This is a genomic window from Pseudomonas sp. BF-B-26 (assembly GCF_019956495.1).
Classification (GTDB): Bacteria; Pseudomonadota; Gammaproteobacteria; order Pseudomonadales; family Pseudomonadaceae; genus Aquipseudomonas.
Genome location: NZ_JAHBDP010000063.1, coordinates 42,880 through 59,221 on the forward strand (window position 1 = coordinate 42,880; position 16,342 = coordinate 59,221).

At 59.3% G+C, this 16,342-nt stretch carries 20 protein-coding genes; 19 read left to right on the forward strand and 1 reads right to left on the reverse strand.

What is annotated here, in order from left to right:
* The first annotated feature begins 12 nt into the window (after positions 1-12).
* The 14 genes from KGB03_RS10185 (at position 13) to KGB03_RS10250 (ending at position 10,146) form a co-directional block, all read left to right on the forward strand.
* Positions 13-963: a major capsid protein gene (locus KGB03_RS10185; RefSeq protein ID WP_129444632.1), complete on the forward strand. Its 951-nt coding sequence runs from the start codon at positions 13-15 to the stop codon at positions 961-963.
* A gap of 46 nt (positions 964-1,009) precedes the next feature.
* Positions 1,010-1,582, forward strand: a complete 573-nt coding sequence (locus tag KGB03_RS10190; protein ID WP_223526992.1) for a hypothetical protein — start codon at positions 1,010-1,012, stop codon at positions 1,580-1,582.
* A gap of 62 nt (positions 1,583-1,644) precedes the next feature.
* Positions 1,645-2,148: a DnaT-like ssDNA-binding protein gene (locus KGB03_RS10195; protein ID WP_223526993.1), complete on the forward strand. Its 504-nt coding sequence runs from the start codon at positions 1,645-1,647 to the stop codon at positions 2,146-2,148.
* A 16-nt stretch (positions 2,149-2,164) separates the two neighbouring features.
* Positions 2,165-2,533, forward strand: coding sequence for a hypothetical protein (locus KGB03_RS10200; protein ID WP_223526994.1), 369 nt, complete (start codon positions 2,165-2,167; stop codon positions 2,531-2,533).
* Positions 2,530-3,126: a hypothetical protein gene (locus tag KGB03_RS10205; protein ID WP_223526995.1), complete on the forward strand. Its 597-nt coding sequence runs from the start codon at positions 2,530-2,532 to the stop codon at positions 3,124-3,126. The genes KGB03_RS10200 and KGB03_RS10205 overlap by 4 nt, the downstream gene beginning before the upstream one ends.
* Positions 3,123-3,539 carry a phage tail terminator-like protein gene (locus KGB03_RS10210; protein ID WP_223526996.1) on the forward strand — a complete coding sequence of 139 codons (417 nt, stop codon included), beginning with the start codon at positions 3,123-3,125 and terminating at the stop codon, positions 3,537-3,539. The genes KGB03_RS10205 and KGB03_RS10210 overlap by 4 nt, the downstream gene beginning before the upstream one ends.
* Before the next feature lie 70 nt (positions 3,540-3,609).
* Positions 3,610-4,257 (forward strand): phage tail protein, encoded by a 648-nt coding sequence (locus tag KGB03_RS10215; RefSeq protein ID WP_223526997.1) that lies wholly within the window; start codon positions 3,610-3,612, stop codon positions 4,255-4,257.
* Between the two features lie 9 nt (positions 4,258-4,266).
* Positions 4,267-4,650: a phage tail assembly chaperone gene (locus tag KGB03_RS10220; RefSeq protein WP_223526998.1), complete on the forward strand. Its 384-nt coding sequence runs from the start codon at positions 4,267-4,269 to the stop codon at positions 4,648-4,650.
* Between the two features lie 47 nt (positions 4,651-4,697).
* On the forward strand, positions 4,698-4,970 hold the full coding sequence (locus KGB03_RS10225; protein WP_123368085.1) for a DUF1799 domain-containing protein: 273 nt from the start codon (positions 4,698-4,700) through the stop codon (positions 4,968-4,970).
* A gap of 27 nt (positions 4,971-4,997) precedes the next feature.
* Positions 4,998-8,012, forward strand: coding sequence for a phage tail tape measure protein (locus tag KGB03_RS10230; RefSeq protein WP_223526999.1), 3,015 nt, complete (start codon positions 4,998-5,000; stop codon positions 8,010-8,012).
* Positions 8,012-8,350: a phage tail protein gene (locus KGB03_RS10235; protein WP_223527000.1), complete on the forward strand. Its 339-nt coding sequence runs from the start codon at positions 8,012-8,014 to the stop codon at positions 8,348-8,350. The genes KGB03_RS10230 and KGB03_RS10235 overlap by 1 nt, the downstream gene beginning before the upstream one ends.
* A gap of 9 nt (positions 8,351-8,359) precedes the next feature.
* Positions 8,360-9,109, forward strand: a complete 750-nt coding sequence (locus KGB03_RS10240) for a phage minor tail protein L (RefSeq protein WP_223527001.1) — start codon at positions 8,360-8,362, stop codon at positions 9,107-9,109.
* A 2-nt stretch (positions 9,110-9,111) separates the two neighbouring features.
* Complete coding sequence (locus KGB03_RS10245; RefSeq protein WP_223527002.1) at positions 9,112-9,876, forward strand: C40 family peptidase; 765 nt, start codon at positions 9,112-9,114, stop codon at positions 9,874-9,876.
* A gap of 24 nt (positions 9,877-9,900) precedes the next feature.
* Entirely contained in the window at positions 9,901-10,146 is a 246-nt protein-coding gene (locus KGB03_RS10250; protein ID WP_223527003.1) for a hypothetical protein, read from the forward strand.
* 158 nt (positions 10,147-10,304) lie between these two features.
* Here the strand turns inward: KGB03_RS10250 and KGB03_RS10255 are convergent, their stop codons facing one another.
* On the reverse strand, positions 10,305-10,748 hold the full coding sequence (locus KGB03_RS10255) for a hypothetical protein (protein ID WP_223527004.1): 444 nt from the start codon (positions 10,746-10,748) through the stop codon (positions 10,305-10,307).
* A gap of 140 nt (positions 10,749-10,888) precedes the next feature.
* Between KGB03_RS10255 and KGB03_RS10260 the strand changes: the two genes are divergently transcribed.
* From KGB03_RS10260 to KGB03_RS10280, 5 genes are all read left to right on the forward strand, one after another.
* Positions 10,889-11,044: a hypothetical protein gene (locus KGB03_RS10260; protein WP_223527005.1), complete on the forward strand. Its 156-nt coding sequence runs from the start codon at positions 10,889-10,891 to the stop codon at positions 11,042-11,044.
* 84 nt (positions 11,045-11,128) lie between these two features.
* A complete protein-coding gene (locus KGB03_RS10265) occupies positions 11,129-11,548 on the forward strand; it encodes a hypothetical protein (RefSeq protein ID WP_223527006.1) in 420 nt (139 codons plus the stop codon).
* Positions 11,549-11,703: 155 nt separating this feature from the next.
* Positions 11,704-12,048: a hypothetical protein gene (locus KGB03_RS10270; protein ID WP_223527007.1), complete on the forward strand. Its 345-nt coding sequence runs from the start codon at positions 11,704-11,706 to the stop codon at positions 12,046-12,048.
* 52 nt (positions 12,049-12,100) lie between these two features.
* Entirely contained in the window at positions 12,101-12,691 is a 591-nt protein-coding gene (locus KGB03_RS10275) for a tail assembly protein (RefSeq protein ID WP_223527008.1), read from the forward strand.
* A 57-nt stretch (positions 12,692-12,748) separates the two neighbouring features.
* The gene (locus KGB03_RS10280) at positions 12,749-16,312 is read left to right on the forward strand and encodes a host specificity protein J (RefSeq protein WP_223527009.1); all 3,564 of its coding nucleotides are present in this window, start codon (positions 12,749-12,751) and stop codon (positions 16,310-16,312) included.
* Positions 16,313-16,342 lie beyond the last annotated feature (30 nt).

The following is a 16,342-nucleotide window of genomic DNA, read 5'->3' on the forward strand; positions in this document are numbered from 1 at the left end:
GGGGATTCACACATGGCTACAACCGTTAACAGCGACCTGATCATCTACAACGATGAGGCGCAAACCGCATACCTGGAGCGTGTCCAGGACAACCTCGATGTGTTCAACGCTTCGTCCAACGGGGCGATTGTTCTCGACAACGAACTGATCGAAGGCGACTTCCGCAAGCGTTCGTTCTACAAAATTGGCGGCTCGCTGGAACACCGCGACGTCAACTCCGTCGGCAAGGTAACCGCCAAGAAGATCGGCGCCGGCGAAGCTGTCGGCGTCAAAGCGCCGTGGAAGTACGGCCCGTACCAGACCACCGAAGAGGCGTTCAAACGCCGCGGTCGTCCGGTAGATGAGTTCTCCCAGATCATCGGCGCTGATGTGGCCGACGCTACCCTGGAAGGCTTCATCCAATACGCCACCGCCGCATTGCGTGCCGCTATCAGCTCCAACGCCGGCATGGTGGTCACCGCCAACATCGAAACCGATGGCAAGAAGACGCTGACTCGTGGCATGCGCAAGTTCGGCGACAAGTTCGGTCGCATTGCTCTGTGGGTCATGCACTCCAGCGCTTACTTCGACATTGTCGACGAGGCCATTGCCAACAAGGTCTACGAGGAAGCTGGTGTCGTGATCTACGGCGGCCTGCCGGGCACCCTCGGCAAGCCGGTACTGGTGACCGACACCGCTCCGGCGGACGTGATCTTCGGCCTGCTGCCGAATGCCGTGGTGATCACCGAATCCCAAGCCCCAGGTTTCCGCTCGTACAACGTGGACGACGAGGAAAACCTCGGTATCGGCTACCGCGCCGAGGGCACCGTCAACATCGACGTGCTGGGTTACAGCTGGAAGGACGCCGTCGGCGGCGCGAACCCAACTTTGGCGGCCGTTGGTTCGGCAGCCAACTGGGTCAAGCACTCCGACAGCGACAAGGTCACTGCCGGTGTGATGATCACCCTGACGACCACTCCTTAACGCTTACCCCAGACAGCGGCCAGAGATGGCCGCTATGGAGATTTCCATGGAACTCATATATTCCACTCAAAGCTCCGGCTTTGATCCAGATAAGCGCTATCGCAACCCGGAACACTTCGACCGACCAGAGGCGGACGTGACCGGGGTTGTTGTCGTCGGTGAATGGCCGAAGGTGGTTGAAGCCTACGAGAGTGTCGGCGTCGAAGTGACGCTGAAGGAGACCGAATCGCGCCAGGTACTGGTTGTAGGAGCCGCTGATAACTTGACTGAACTGCAAGAGCTGATCGGCAAACTGCAGATCGAAAGCAATATGGTCCGCGCTGTAATCGACGGGCTCGACGCTGGCGAAATTGAAAAGCCAGAAACCGGTGAGCTCGCAATCCGGCTGTTTCATGCGCTCGATGGCATTCGCCTACAGATGGCCGATCTGGTCGGTGTGCGTGACGATCTTGCAGCGGAAAACGAGACGCTGCGCAACGAGCTCGCCGAGTTGAAGGTGGATGACGGCGTGGAAGCCGAAGCCCTGAAGGCCAAACTTGACGCTGCGGGTGTGACCTACCGGACCAACGCCTCGAAAGAATCCTTGGAAAAGCTCGTCGCCGACCTGCCCAAGGCGTGATACTGCTGGCTGTCGGCAATCCGGTGGCCATTCATTCAAAGCTCAATCCAGCGAGTTGATCCATGACACTCATCATCGAGGACGGCACCGGCAAGCCAGACGCCGAAAGCTACGCGAGCGCCGCGGACCTGGTCCTGTACGCCGGCAAGTTCGGCGTGACCATCCCTGCGGACGAGCCCGCGCAAGAGGCGTTGCTTCGCCGGGCCGCCTTGGCGATGGATGGCATGACCTGGAAGGGGCGCAAGACGGACAGCGATCAGGCTCTGGCCTGGCCGCGCCGCGGGGTTGAACTGGACTGCCAGATCAAGCCCGACAACTACCTGCCCGCGCGTATCCAGTACGGCCAGATGGCCTTGGCCGCCGAGATTCATCAGGACGACATCGATCCGGTGGAGAAGCGCAAAGGTGCGATCACCCGGGAGCGCGTCGAGGGCGCAGTTGATCGCGAGTACGCGACGATCTCGAACACCAGTGGCCGGCTGTTGCCGGCGGCCCCGGATCGGCCGAGCGCCACGCAGTTTGCCGACTACCTTCAACGACGCGGGTTGTTTGCTGTCCGCGCATAGCTAAAACGGAGCCCCCATGGCCTTCTACGACGAAATGGCCGTGATGGCTCTGGAGATGATCACAGAGTTCGGCCAGCCCGTGACCATCCGGGCCATCACCGTCGGCGAGTACGACCCCGACACCGGTAGCGCACCGCCTGACACCATCACCGAGCAGACCGCCCAAGGCATCCTGCTCGATTTCACCGGCCAAGAATTCCAAACCAACAGCCTCATCAAGCAGGGCGACAAGAAGCTCAAGATCGCCGCGAAGGGGTTGTCGTGGGCGCCTGATCTGCTCAACAAGGTCGTCGTCCAAGGCCGCACCTGGTCAATTGTCCCACCGCTGAAAGAGATCAACCCAGCCGGCACGCCGATTCTGTACGAACTGCAGGTGCGATCGTGAGCCGGGCTGGCTCCGGGCAGTCCGGCAGCTTCGCCATGAGCCTCGCCGAGTTCGCGGCCCAAGCCACGGAAGCCATTGATGCAAGCTTGCGCGAGATCATCATCGAGGTCGGCAGCAGCGTTATCCGCATGTCACCCGTGGGTAATCCCGAGATATGGGCGCAGAACGCAGTGGCCAGCCAATACAACAAGGCCGTGGATGATCACAACAGTGACCTGCGCAGCGATCCGGCCAACCTGACAAAGGCTGGTCGACTTAAGCCAGGGCGCAAGCTGAACGACAGCATGGATATCGTGGCCCCTGAAGGCTACGTCGGCGGGCGGTTCCGGGCGAACTGGCACCTCTCCATTGATGTAGTGGAGAGCGTGACCTTTGACGAGGTTGATCCAGGCGGGCAAGCAACAATCGCTGCATTGGTTTCGGCTGTCAGCGACTTCACCGCCGGACAGACTGCCTACCTGATCAACAACTTGCCGTATGCCATTCCGCTTGAGTTCGGGCATTCGACCCAGGCACCCGGCGGCATGGTCCGCATCACCGTGGCCCGCTTCCAGCAGATCGTGCAGGAGACCATCAGGAACAACCAGATATGAGCCACAACATCATTGCCTCAATCTACGAGGCCAAGCTGATCAACTGGGCGAAAGCATTGCCGGTGCCGCTGAAGGTCGTCGTCGAGAATGAAGCGTATACGCCTGCGAACGGCGTGACCTACCTGAAGGCGTTCACGCTGCCGGCCGATACCGCGAGCAACACGCTCGGCGGCGACCACAAGCTGTACACGGGCGTGTTCCAGGTCAGCATCGTGACGCCGTCGGGCAAGTACCGCGGTGCAGCGGGCGTGATCGCTGATCAGATCGCCGCGCTGTTCCCTCTGTACGAGCGAAACACGAAAGGCGCATTGACCGTCGTGACCATGACGCCGGTTGACCCAGGCCCCGGCATTCCAGACGACACCACCTATACGGTGCCGGTTTCGTTCTTGTACCGAGCCGACACCAACTGAATTAGCCCGTTGGGCAAACCCAGAACCCGCCATTGAGCGGGTTTTGTCATTTCTGCAAAGAGGAAAACCCATGAGCGTCAAGATTCCCAACGGCACCACGTTCGAGATCGCAGCCATCCTGAGCACTTCCAAAGCGTTCACCGCTATCAGTAACGCCAAACCGGCGGTGCTGACCGCTGCCGCCCACGGCCTGGCCGATGGCGACGTGATCGTAATTGATTCCGCCTGGGCGAAGCTGAACGGTCGACCGGCTCGCGTCATCGACTCCGAAATCGGCGAGTTTGCGGCTGAAGGCGTAGATACCACCAGCGTGAAGAACTACCCGGTCGGTTCAGGTGCAGGCTCTGTCCGTGCCGCTTCTGGCTGGACGCAGATCGCGCAAATCACTGAGCCAGCTGCCAACGGCGGCGAACAGCAATTCCTCACTTACGGCTTCCTCGAAGACGATGATGACCGTCAACTGCCCACCACCAAGTCGGCCAGCAGCATGACGTTGCCGGTTGCCGATGATCCATCTAAAGCCTATGTGGCTCTGGTCGAGGCTGCCGACGAAGACAAAGAGCCGCGTCTGGTGCGCGCGAACCTCCCAGGCGGCGCGACCATTTACTACTACGCCTACGTGTCGATCACCGCGACCCCGACGCTGAGCCGCAACAACATCATGACGCGGACCATCACGCTGTCGTTCGCCTCCCGCCCAACTCGCTACAACGCCTAAGGGGTTCCCATGGCAAAGTTTTCCATCGCGCCTAAGCCGACGTTTACCGTCGATGTGGCCATCCCGCAGGTGGGCGGCAAACCAGCAATGGTGCCGTTCACCTTCAAATATCGCGACCGTACGGCGCTGGCTGAACTGTTCGATGCCTGGAAGGCAAAAGCGGAAGCCATTGGCGAACGCTTCAAGGGCACGGAGCCGACTCTGGTAGACGTGACTGCCGCCGAGGTTGAGCAAGGAGCCGATCAGATCAAGGATCTGGTTTTGTCTTGGGGTTTCGACGACAAGCTCAACGATGAGTCGATCACAGCCCTAGTGAAGAGCTGCGTCGGTGTTTCAGATGCCGTGGTGAAGGCCTACAGCGAAGCCTTCGGCAAGGCCCGTCTGGGAAACTGACCGCCGCTGCCCGCGCGCTCTACGAGGCCGACGGCGACCCCGAGCAAATGGCGATGTTCGGCTTCTCGCCAGAGGACTACGACGAAACCTTCGAAGTTTGGCCGGACAACTGGAAGGCCTTCCTCGTCATGGATTCGATGGGGACTCAGTGGCGCACAGGCGCATGCGGCGCAACTGGACTCGATTACGGCGTCCTTCCGAACGTGATGAGGCTTGTCGGTGTTTCGGCGAAGGATCGCCCAGGTGTGTTTCAGGACATCCGCGTAATGGAATCGGAAGCCATCGCGGTCATGGCCCAAGCCCGCGACAACAGCCCGTGAAAACGGGCACTTATTCAAGGTGAGTCGATGAACATTGCAGAACTCGGCATTAAGGTCGACTCGGCTGATGCTGCCCAGGCTGCGACCGATCTCGATAAGCTGACCAAGTCCGGTGAGCGTGCAGAGCAATCCGCCGTTGGCCTGATGAAAGAGATGGAAGCGCTGGAGAAGTCGTTGTCGAAAGGCGCGACCACTACGCAGGAACTGGCCAAGCAGCGCGAGAGTCTGGCGAAACTCACCAAGACCGGCGCTTATGGCGAGGCCGAATTCACCAAGATCACCGCGCAGCTCGATAAACAACAAGTGGCCCTGGCCAAGTCCACCCTGGACGAGCAGAAGGCCCTGAATAGTCTGCTCGGCGCGATCGACCCGGCACGCGCGGCCATGGGCAAGCTCGACACCCAAGTCGAGCAGTTGGGCAAGCACCTCGACGCAGGCCGGATCAGCCAGGACCAGTACAACGCGGCGTTGAGCAAGATCGACGGAAACTATGCGGCGCTGGAGAAAACCGCCACCGGTTTCGACCGGCTGAAGCTTGGCACCCGCCAGGCGCAGGAAAACGTCGTTCAGCTGGGCAACGCGTTGTCGTCCGGTGATTGGGGCAGCGGTGTTCGTGCCGTGGCTCAACTGGGCGCAGGTGCAGGCGCATCAGCTGCTGGCTTGTTTGCCATCCTTGCGCCGATTGCACTGGCCACTGCCGCCGTCGGCGCTCTGGCTGTTGCCTATTACAAGGGCAGTGAAGAGCAGGATTCCTACAACAAGTCGCTGGTGATGACCGGTAGTTTCGCCGGTGTTAGCGCTGGTCAACTGGGCGAAATGGCCCGACAGGTAAGCGCTACGGTGGGTACCACTGGCCAAGCTGCTGCTGTTCTCGCGCTGCTGGCTGACAACGGCAAGATCGCGGGCGAGAGTTTCACCGGCATCACCCAGGCCGCCGTTTCTATGCAGGAAGCGACGGGTAAGGCTGTCAGCGAAACCGTCGCCGAGTTCTCGAAGCTTGCCGACGATCCGGTGAAGGCATCTGCTGCACTCAACGAGCAGTACCACTACCTGACCGCCTCGGTTTACTCACAGATCGCAGCACTGGAAGAGCAGGGCGACCACGCAGGTGCTGTGAAGCTGGCGACCGAGCAATATGCGGATGCCATCAACGAGCGCACGCCGAGAATCCTCGAAAACCTAAGCTTCTGGGAGAAGGGTTACAACGCAGTTGCGCGTGCGGCTGACAACCTGAAAAACATCGGTCGCAGCAACATCGGCTCCGATATTGAGCAGGCTCAACGTGATCTAACCCGGGCCGAGTCTGGGGATGTTGGCCTGTTTCAAAACAAGCAGGAAATGATCGACCTCTACCGCAACCGGCTGAATATGCTGGAGGACCAGAAGGCCGCTGAAGCAGACATTGCCAAGTACGACGGCGAGCAGGCCAAGGCACAGCAAAGCGCAGTCGTGGCGATGTCCAAAGTGGACGCGATCACCAAGTCTTCGCTGACCAATGAGCAGAAGCGCGCCGAGGCGATCAAGGATTACAAGAAAAGCCTTGATGATATCCGGAAGGTAGACCCGAAAGACTCTCGGCTTGATCCGGCAGCAGTCGCCAAGAACATGGCGAACCTCAACGACAAATTTAAGGACCCGAAGGCTGCCGCAGGCAGTGCTGACCTGACCAGCTTCAACAACGCGAAGAATGTATTGGCCGAAACCCTGGCCTACTACAAAAACGCGGACAAGGAGCTCGAAGCATCGCAGCGGGCTGGGGTGATCTCTCAGGCCAGTTACACCGAGCAGCGCGTCAGCCTGCTGAAGCAACAGTCGGAAGAGGTTGCCCAGAGTTACCAGTCGGAAATCGATGCACTCGAAGCGGCCAAGGCAAAAAAGGGCACAACCGCGGCGCAGGTCATCCAGATCGATCAGAAGATCGCCGATGCCCGCAGCGCCATGGTCAAGGCGCAGCAGGATAGCGACAGCGAACTGTCGATCATCGCCACCAACGAAGAAGGTCGCCTGCGCAAGCAGACTCTGGCTGTCAGCACGTACACCAGCGCGCTGCAACAGCAGGTCGAGACGCTTCGACAGCAAGGACTGCGTGCGGCTTCTGGCCTTGGCCAGGGTGACCGCCAGCGCGGGCTGACGGATCAGCAGAACGGCATCGATGATCGCTTCAACCAGCAGAGCCTTGAACTGGCCAACCAGTACGGCGACGGCTCGCGCGGCATGAGCCTCGACGAGTACACCCAGAAGCTGGAGGCGCTGAAAACCACCCAGCAGGATCTGCACGACACCGTGCAATCCAACTACGACGAGATGACCGCCGCTCAGGGCAACTGGAGCGCCGGCGCGTCGTCGGCGTGGCAGAACTACCTGGAGTCGGCGCGGGATGTTGCCGGACAGACGAAAAGCTTGTTCAGCAACGCCTTCAGCTCGATGGAAGACGCGATCGTCAACTTCGCCATGACGGGGAAGGCCTCGTTCGGTGATTTCACGAAGTCGATCATCGCAGACATGGCGCGCATAGCTACACGGCAGGCCAGTTCGGCGCTGCTGGGTAGCTTGGTCGGGGCTGCCACCAGTTATTTCACTGGCAGCGGTACCGCCGCTTCGGCGGGATCTACTCAGGCTGGCTACAGCGGCGACCTTTCAGGCTTTACGCCGGTGGCCAGTGCCAAAGGTAATGTCTTCGACACGCCAGGCCTGAGCGCCTACTCGAATAGCGTGGTCAGTTCTCCGACCATTTTCCCGTTCGCCAAGGGCGCAGGGCTGATGGGCGAGGCCGGGCCGGAGGCGATCATGCCGCTGACCCGGACTGCCGGCGGTCATCTCGGCGTGCGTGCGCTGAGCGGTGGCAGCAGCGGATCGAACATCAGCATCAATGCACCGGTCACCGTAGCGATTCCAGATCGCAGCTCTGAAGGGATGCAGCTCGACCAGCAGGCGCTTTCGCAAAACCTCCAGACGCAGATGAAGGCCGCAGCAGAGAGAGCCGTGGCCGAGTCGTGGCGTGCTGGCGGCGTGAGTTTCCGCAACGTTAACGGGAGAGCCTGATGGCGATTGAGACATTCACCTGGCCAACTCAGCACGGTGATGCACCCGAAATTACCTATCGGGTGCGCACCGCGCAGTTTGGCGACGGTTACAAGCAGGAGTCTGGCGACGGTCCGAACAACAAGGTGGACGCTTACCCGGTTACCTACAGCGGCCCAAAGGCCAAAGTTCTGGAAATCATGGTGTTCCTTGATCGGCACGCGGGGGCAAAAGCTTTTGCCTGGACAACCCCGCTCGGCCAGCTCGGACTGTTCACCTGCAAAAATCCCGTTCCCACTCCGGTGGGCGGCGGCGTATTCAAACTCACGGCTACCTTTAACCGTGCTTTCCAGCCATAAGGAACACCCATGCCGCTGATCAGTGACATCCAGGTCCTAGAGCCTGGCAGCGAAGTGCTGCTCTTTGAATTGGACGGTACGGATTATGGTGCGGACATTCTGCGCTTCCATGGGCACGCCATCCCGCATACGCCGGCCGAGATCATTGCCGCCGGTGGTGATGCGGAGCTGTTGCCAGCCAAGGCCATTTGGTGGCAGGGCAAGGAGTACGGCGCCTGGCCCATGCAGATCGACGGCATCGAGGCCAACGGCGACGGTACAGCGGTACGGCCTTCGCTGTCGGTCGGCAACGTCAACGGACGCATCACTGCGTTGTGTCTGGCATTCGACGATCTGCTCGAGTTCAAGCTGACCATGCGCCACACCTTGGGCACGTACCTCGATGCGGTCAATTTCCCGGCGGGCAACCCGACGGCAGACCCAACCCAAGAGACGATAGAGGTCTGGTACATCGACCAGAAAACGAACGAGGACGGAGAGACGGTTAGTTGGGAGTTGGCCAGCCCGGGCGACGTTGGAGGTGAATCCATTGGGCGGCAGGCGACGACCCTGTGTCACTGGTGCCTCACCGGCGGCTACCGAGGGCCGAGCTGCGGTTACACCGGGGCGTACGTTACGAAAGACGGGGTGGTCACTGATAACCCGGAATTGGACGAGTGCGATGCAACGCTGGGCCGGGGCTGCATCCCCCGCTTCGGTGAGGGCAACCCGTTGCCGTTTGGTGGATTCCCTGCCGTCTCCCTAATCGCCCGGAGCTGATCATGCGCAAGCACATCTTGAGCGCGATCCAGGCACACGCGGCTGCCGAGTACCCGAAAGAGTGCTGCGGCCTGCTACTGGGCATTGGGCGCAAACAACAGTATTACCCTTGCCGGAATATCTCGACCGAGCCGAACGAAGAGTTTCGGATCGATCCGGAGGAATACGCTGCGGCGGAAGACATGGGCGAGGTGATTGGTATTGTTCATTCGCACCCGGACGCCACCAGCAGGCCGTCGCCGCGAGACTTGGCCATGTGCGAGGCCACGGCCTTGCCTTGGCACATCCTAAGTTGGCCCGAGGGCGATCTGCGCACGGTCATGCCTACCGGTGAAGTGCCGCTGCTGAAGCGGCCATTCGTGCATGGCGCCTGGGACTGCTGGCAGGTTTGTGCCGATTGGTACAAGCGCGAGTGGGGGCTGGAGTTCGAAGCCTTCAAGCGCGCTGATGGTTGGTGGGAGAGCACCGACAACACCAGTCTTTACGAGGCGAACTACGAGGCGGCCGGCTTCTATAAGGTCGACCAACCCCAGCGCGGGGACATGATCGTGATGGAAGTGGGGCGGACGGTTTACCCGAACCATGCCGGGATCTTCCTCGGTGCCGAGCCGGCGTTACCAGCTGAGGATTCGGCCATCTTCGGACCTGGTCCTTTTCTGCTGCACCACCTGTACGGTCGGCCGAGCGAGATCATCGTCTTCGGCGGGCCTTGGCTTCAACGCACACGCTTGATCCTCAGGCACAAAGATGTACTACCAACCACATGATGCGGGATTCCCGCCGGAGTGCTCATGAACAGCAGCAAACAAGGAGAAACCCCGCATGACACAATTGCAGTTACGTGCTGTATTTCATCCACGGGATCTGCGAAGGGTGAAGTCCTGCAAGCAGCCTGGCCAGATCTGGTCGACCGTGATAGCGGAAGGTTCCCCGAGAATCTTGTGACGCCAGAACAACGGGAACTTCAGGAAAGTACGGCTGGAACGATGCACGGATTGGCTGTGCTGCAGATGAAGAATTTGTATAGTGGTGCTTGACTATCACGACTGCGAAAGTAACGCCCCCATGCTTGATAAGGGCCCCCTCAAAGCTACTCATATTGACCTCCAGGTCATTAACGCGCCGAAATTGGCGCAATCCCAGTCCTTGGGCTTGCAGGCAAAGGACTGGGAAATCCTTAAAAATGGCGGGCGCCTCAACTGGATTTAGAATCCCAGCCTGTTACTTCGTCGTTCTCGACAGTAATGCGCAGCCCGTATCGGTTCGCCCCCTGATGGCGATACTTCCAAATATCACGAGTTTTGGTTTTCAGAAGTTTGCGATCGGTGGCGGTTGGATAACCGAGGGCGTCGGCGAGCTGTTCCGATGTTTGACCGATCCAGATCGTCTTTTTGAGTATTTTTTGGACGATAACTTCGTCCTCATATTTTTCCCGCAGATAGCGTAAACGTGCCCGCTTCTTTAACCATTTATTAAGGAATAGGAGCAGCAAAAATCCGACTACAGCCAGGGCCGGGATCTGCCAACCAACGGTTTTGTTCATCTTGTCGAAAAGATAGATCGGCACTCCGACGACGAGCGCGATCATGAACAGCCACCCAGTCATCGCCTGCTCAGCTTTCGAAACCCGCTTCGCCATGTCCTAATCCCTGTGAACGACTGATTGATAGCCGAAAGCTACTACTTTGTTCGGCAAGGCGTTACTGGGGATTCGTACAGCTGGATGAGCCTTGACCTCAGTGCTATGGTTCACGCTCAATTAGGCAAAGGAGATGCTCGATGGCCGCTGTGAAGACGTACTCTTTCAAGCTGAAAGCAAGTAATGGAACTGGCATGAACAACGTTTTGCAAAACGGTGTGGACCAGCGAGAGGCGGAAAGAAAGATTCTTGAAAAGTACCCTGGAGCTACGATCCTAGATGTCCGGCAGAAGTAAATGAAAGCCCAGCCCACCTGCTGGGCTTTTTAGTTTCTTGCATGCCAGTGCTACAGTCGCCCACTTTCAGGATGAGGAAGAATCATGCGGATTTTGATAGGTGCGGTGGCGGTGATGCTGTTGGCGGGATGTTCTTCTAATCCGATATCTGTGAACGAAGCCGTGCAGGCTCCAAGTGACGAAATTTACGCCTTCCAATCAAGACCTGCGGGTGCTTACGGGACGGTCACGGTGGTGAGGGATGGCGGGGTTAATTCGTCAGCCTGCGACTTTGTCATCTATGTAGATGGCAAGAGAGCGGCAAAACTTGGTTCTGGCGAGAAAGCATCGTTTTTTGTCGAACCAGGCTCGCTAAATATTGGTGCAGGACCGGGTAGTGGGCTGTGTGCAGGGCCAGCTATTAGAACGGTTGCCGCTACCGCTCAAGCTAATAAAGAGGTGATTTACCGGGTGAGTTCTGACATGACAGGGTTAGTCCTCGGCCCCTATGTCGAGTACCAATAAACGTGAGTTCCTAGCCTCCTTCGGGCACCTGATCAGTGACGTAAGGCGAATCGCTGAAAGCGTAGATCCGTAGAAGGTGCGGCCCTCAGCTCGAGCAGATTTTTTGATCGAGTCGCTCGATGCTACATTGCCCGCTTTCCACAGGAGTGACCTGCATGAAATTATTCGTAGGGGGGTTGGCTGTTGCGTTGTTGGCGGGGTGTGTGTCTCCTGGCGACTTGCAAAAGAACGACCCCAGCTTAAAGGCAGCTACCGCGAAAGACCCAAAGCGTTATGCGCTCTGCGTCTTCCCAAAGTGGCAGGACGCGCGCAGCGACGCTTCGATGTCGGAAACGGAGAACGGTTACCGTCTGCTCGTCGCGAACAACAACATGACCGATGAGCTGCTTGATATCCGCAAGTCGGCGAAGGGAAGCACGGTCACGCTATATCAGCGAATGGCTTGGTCTCCTGGTTATGGCCGGGGCGAAATGAAGCAGGCGATAAACGACTGCCTCTGACGATCATCAAATGAGCCGCCTTCGGGCGGTTTTTTATGCCTGGAGAAAACCTATGGCAGCGCTCGTGAACAACAACCAATCCATGACAACTATTCTGCTGTCCGGACCGCTGATCAAGCTTTTTGGCCGCGAGCACTACAGGGATCTTGGCAGCAAGTCGGTAGGTGAAGCATTTAAGGCTCTGAAATGCACGATCGAAGGATTCGAGGCGGCGATTAAAAATCTAGAGCGCCGCGGTATGCGCTTCGCAATTTACCGCAATCGAAAAAATGTCCCCGAGAAAGACTTTGCACTGGGTGGGGCGCAGGAAATTCGTATTGTCCCGGTGATCAGCGGCAGCAAACGTGCTGGTCTGCTGCAAACGATCATTGGCGCAGTCCTGATTGCCGCGTCGTTCATTCCCGGCTTTCAGGCCCTGGCCCCTGTCGGCATCGCCCTTGTCGCGGGCGGCGTAATCCAGATGCTCAGCCCGCAGGCGTCAGGTCTTAAACAAAGCGCATCCCCTGAGAACTCGCCGTCCTACGCCTTCGGCAGCGCCAAAAACACCACTGCCAGCGGCAACCCGGTACCGATCTGCATTGGCGAACGCCGGTGGGGCGGTATGATCATTTCCGCATCGATCCTTGCCGAAGACAAAGCGTAAACCGCACGCAGCAAGCAGGCCGCCCATGAGGCGGTTTTTTTTCGCCTGGAGGAAAGCATGGGCGCAGCAAAGAAGATCGACATCCACGGCGCGAAGGGCGGGGAGAGCAAACCAAAATCACCGACCGAGGCCAGCGATAGCCTGCGCTCGACCAACCTGGCCAAGCTGCTTATCGCCGTGGGCGAGGGCGAGTTCGACGAAGTCCCAACCGATTACGACATCTATCTGGACAACACCCCGATCCGGGACGCGAGCGGTAACTACAACTTCCCTAATGTGAAGTGGGACTGGCGCTCGGGTTCCGTCGACCAAACCTATATCCCTGGTATTCCATCGGTCGAAAACGAAACCACGCTCAACGTAGAGCTGCGCAGCGATTCGCCTTGGGTGCGATCGATCAGCAACATTCAGCTTTCAGCCGTTCGGGTGCGCCTCGCTTGGCCTGCGCTGCAACGCCAAGACGATGAAGGCAACATTGGTGGCTATCGTATTGATTACGCCATTGATGTGGCCACCGACGGCGGCGCCTATCAGCAGGTGCTGGTCGACGCTGTGGATGGCAAGACCACCACGCGGTACGAGCGCTCGCCGCGCATCAACTTGCCGGACGCCACCGTCGGCTGGCAGATCCGCGTCCGCCGCCTGACGCCGAACCAGAACAGCAACAAAATCGCCGACACGATGCTGATCGCCGGTTACACCGAGGTGATCGACGCCAAGCTGCGGTACCCAAACACGGCGCTGCTCTACATCGAATTCGACGCAGAGCAGTTCACTAACATTCCGGCGGTCACCGTGAAGTGCCGTGCGCGCAGATGGCAGGTGCCGAGCAACTACGACCCAATCGCCCGAACCTACACCGGCACGTGGGACGGCTCCATGAAACAGGCCTGGACCAATAACCCGGCCTGGATCACGTACGGCGTTTGTACTGAAGACCGTTTCGGCCTGGGCAAACGCATCAAGTCGTTCATGGTCGACAAGTGGGAACTCTATCGGATTGCGCAGTACTGCGACCAGCTGGTGCCGAATGGCCTCGGCGGTGTAGAGCCGCGCTTCCTCTGCGACATGAACCTGCAAGGTAAGGCTGATGCCTGGTCCCTGTTGCGCGACATCGCCGGAATCTATCGGGGCATGACCTACTGGGCTCAGGGCCAACTGGTTATGCAAGCGGACATGCCGCGCGCGCAGGACTTCGACTATGTGTTCACCCGCGCCAACGTCATCGACGGGAAGTTCTCCTACGGCAGCGCCTCGGCCAAGACTCGGTACACCCGGGCTCTGGTCAGCTACGACAACCCGGCGAACAACTACGACACCGATGTGATCCCCTTCGCGGACTTGGACCTTCAGCGCCGCATGGGTGACAAGCCGACCGAGCTGAGTGCAATTGGCTGCACCCGTGCGTCCGAGGCGCAGCGCCGCGGCAAGTGGGCGATCCTCAGTAACAATCAAGACCGTACCATTTCGTTTAAGACCGGCATGGAGGGGGTGATCCCGCTCCCGGGCCACATCATCCCTGTGGCCGATTCGCTGCTGGCGGGCCGTGAGGTCGGCGGACGCATCTCTGTCGTCGCTGGCCGTGTCGTGACGCTGGACCGTGACACCCAGGCCAAGGCCGGTGATCGCCTGATTATCAACCTGCCGGGTGGCAGGGCTGAAGGTCGCACTGTGCAAAGTGTGAACGGTCGCGCCGTGACCGTGACCACCAACTACAGCGAAGCACCACTGCCACAGCTGCAATGGGCATTGGACGCCGATGATTTGGCGATTCCGCTGTACCGCGTGCTGCGGACCAGGCGCACCGCCGAGGGCGACTTCGAAATCAGTGCGCTGCAGTACGACCCAAGCAAGTTCGCCTACATCGACACCGGCGCCCGCCTGGAAGAGCGGCCGATCAGCGTGATTCCGATCACCGTCGTTACGGCGCCGGCCAGTGTGACCGTTACGTCAAACTCGGTTGTATCCCAGGGCATTGCCGTCGCCACCATGACCATCACCTGGCCGGCGGTTGCTGGCGCAGTCGGCTACGACGTGGAGTGGCGCAAGGACAGCGGCAACTGGATCAAGCTGCAGCGTACAGGGATGACCAGTGTCGACGTGGTGGGCATCTACGCCGGCGCTTACGTGGCCCGCGTCCGCGCGGTGAGTGCCTTCGACATCTCGTCAATTTGGCGCAACTCGATCCTGACCAACCTGAAGGGGAAGGAAGGTTTGCCGCCGGCGGTGTCGTTCCTGACGGCCACGCCGCTGCTGTTCGGCATCTACCTGAAGTGGGGTTTCCCGGCTGGCGCCGAAGACACCCAGCGGACTGAAGTCTGGTACGGGCCGACGACCAGCTTGGAAGCTGCAACCAAGCTGACCGACCTGTCGTACCCACAAAGCGATTTCTCCATGCTTGGCCTGAAGGCTGGTGTGACCTTCTACTTCTGGGCGCGGCTGGTGGATCGGATCGGCAATATTGGTCCGTGGTATCCGATCGGCCTAGGTGTGCAGGGTCAGTCCAGCGCAAACGCAGCGGACATCCTTGAGATGATCGCCGGGCAGATCACTGAGACGGAGCTCGGCCAGGACCTGTTGGACGAGATCGAGAAGATACCTGGGCTTCAGGCGCAGATCGATGCGCTGGACGGCCTCAAGGGTTACGACCCACAAGTCCCCTATGTTGAATACGATCTGGTTGTGGTCGGCAAGCGGATTTATCAGGCTACCGGCGCCGTGCCGCTCGAAACCCCTCCGCCGAATGAGGACTTCTGGCTGGATGTTGGCCAGACCGTCGAGACGGCCAATGGCCTGGCGCAACAGGTCGCGACCAACACTGCCGAGATCACCGAGCTCGACGGCGTGGTCACTGCCCAGGTTACGGCGCTCCAAACGTTGCGGGCGTCATCCCGAGACGACAATGGCGAAGGGGATCTGGCGGATGCGCTGAAGGGCTGGACCAGCACCGCGGCGATCGCTTCCGAATCAAAGGTTCGCACCTCTGAAAACGAAGCGATGGCACAGAGGATCACTACCTTCGACGCTGCCATCGGCGAGAACGCGGCGAACATCACCGAGCTGGAACAAGTGGTCGCCACCAACGAGTCAGCAACGGCCACGAAGATCGATCAGGTGAATGTGTCGGTGGGGCAAAACACCGCCGCGATTCAGCAGACTTCGACGGCCTACGCCGACACCGCCGGCAAGCTGAGCACGATGTGGTCAGTGAAGATGCAGGTCACCGCGGGAGGGCAGTACGTCGCAGCCGGTATCGGCTTGGGTATCGAGAACACCGGCGCCGGTCTGCAAAGCCAGTTCCTGGTGAGTGCGGACCGATTTGCCATCGTCAACACCATCGCCGGCGGCGCCATCTCGGTTCCGTTTGCGGTGCAGGGTGGGCAGGTGTTCATGAACTCGGCGTTTATCGCGGACGGCACCATCACCAACGCCAAGATCGGCAGCTACATCAGCTCGACCAACTACATCGCCGGCCAGCAAGGCTGGATTCTCAATAAAGACGGAACGCTTGAAATCAACGGCATCGTCCCTGGGCAGGGGCGACTGGTGATCAACTCGCTGAACGTCTCGGTCTACGACGCCAACAACGTGTTGCGTGTCCGTCTCGGCTATCTGGGGTGAACTATGGCTTCATTTGGCCTACGTGTTTTT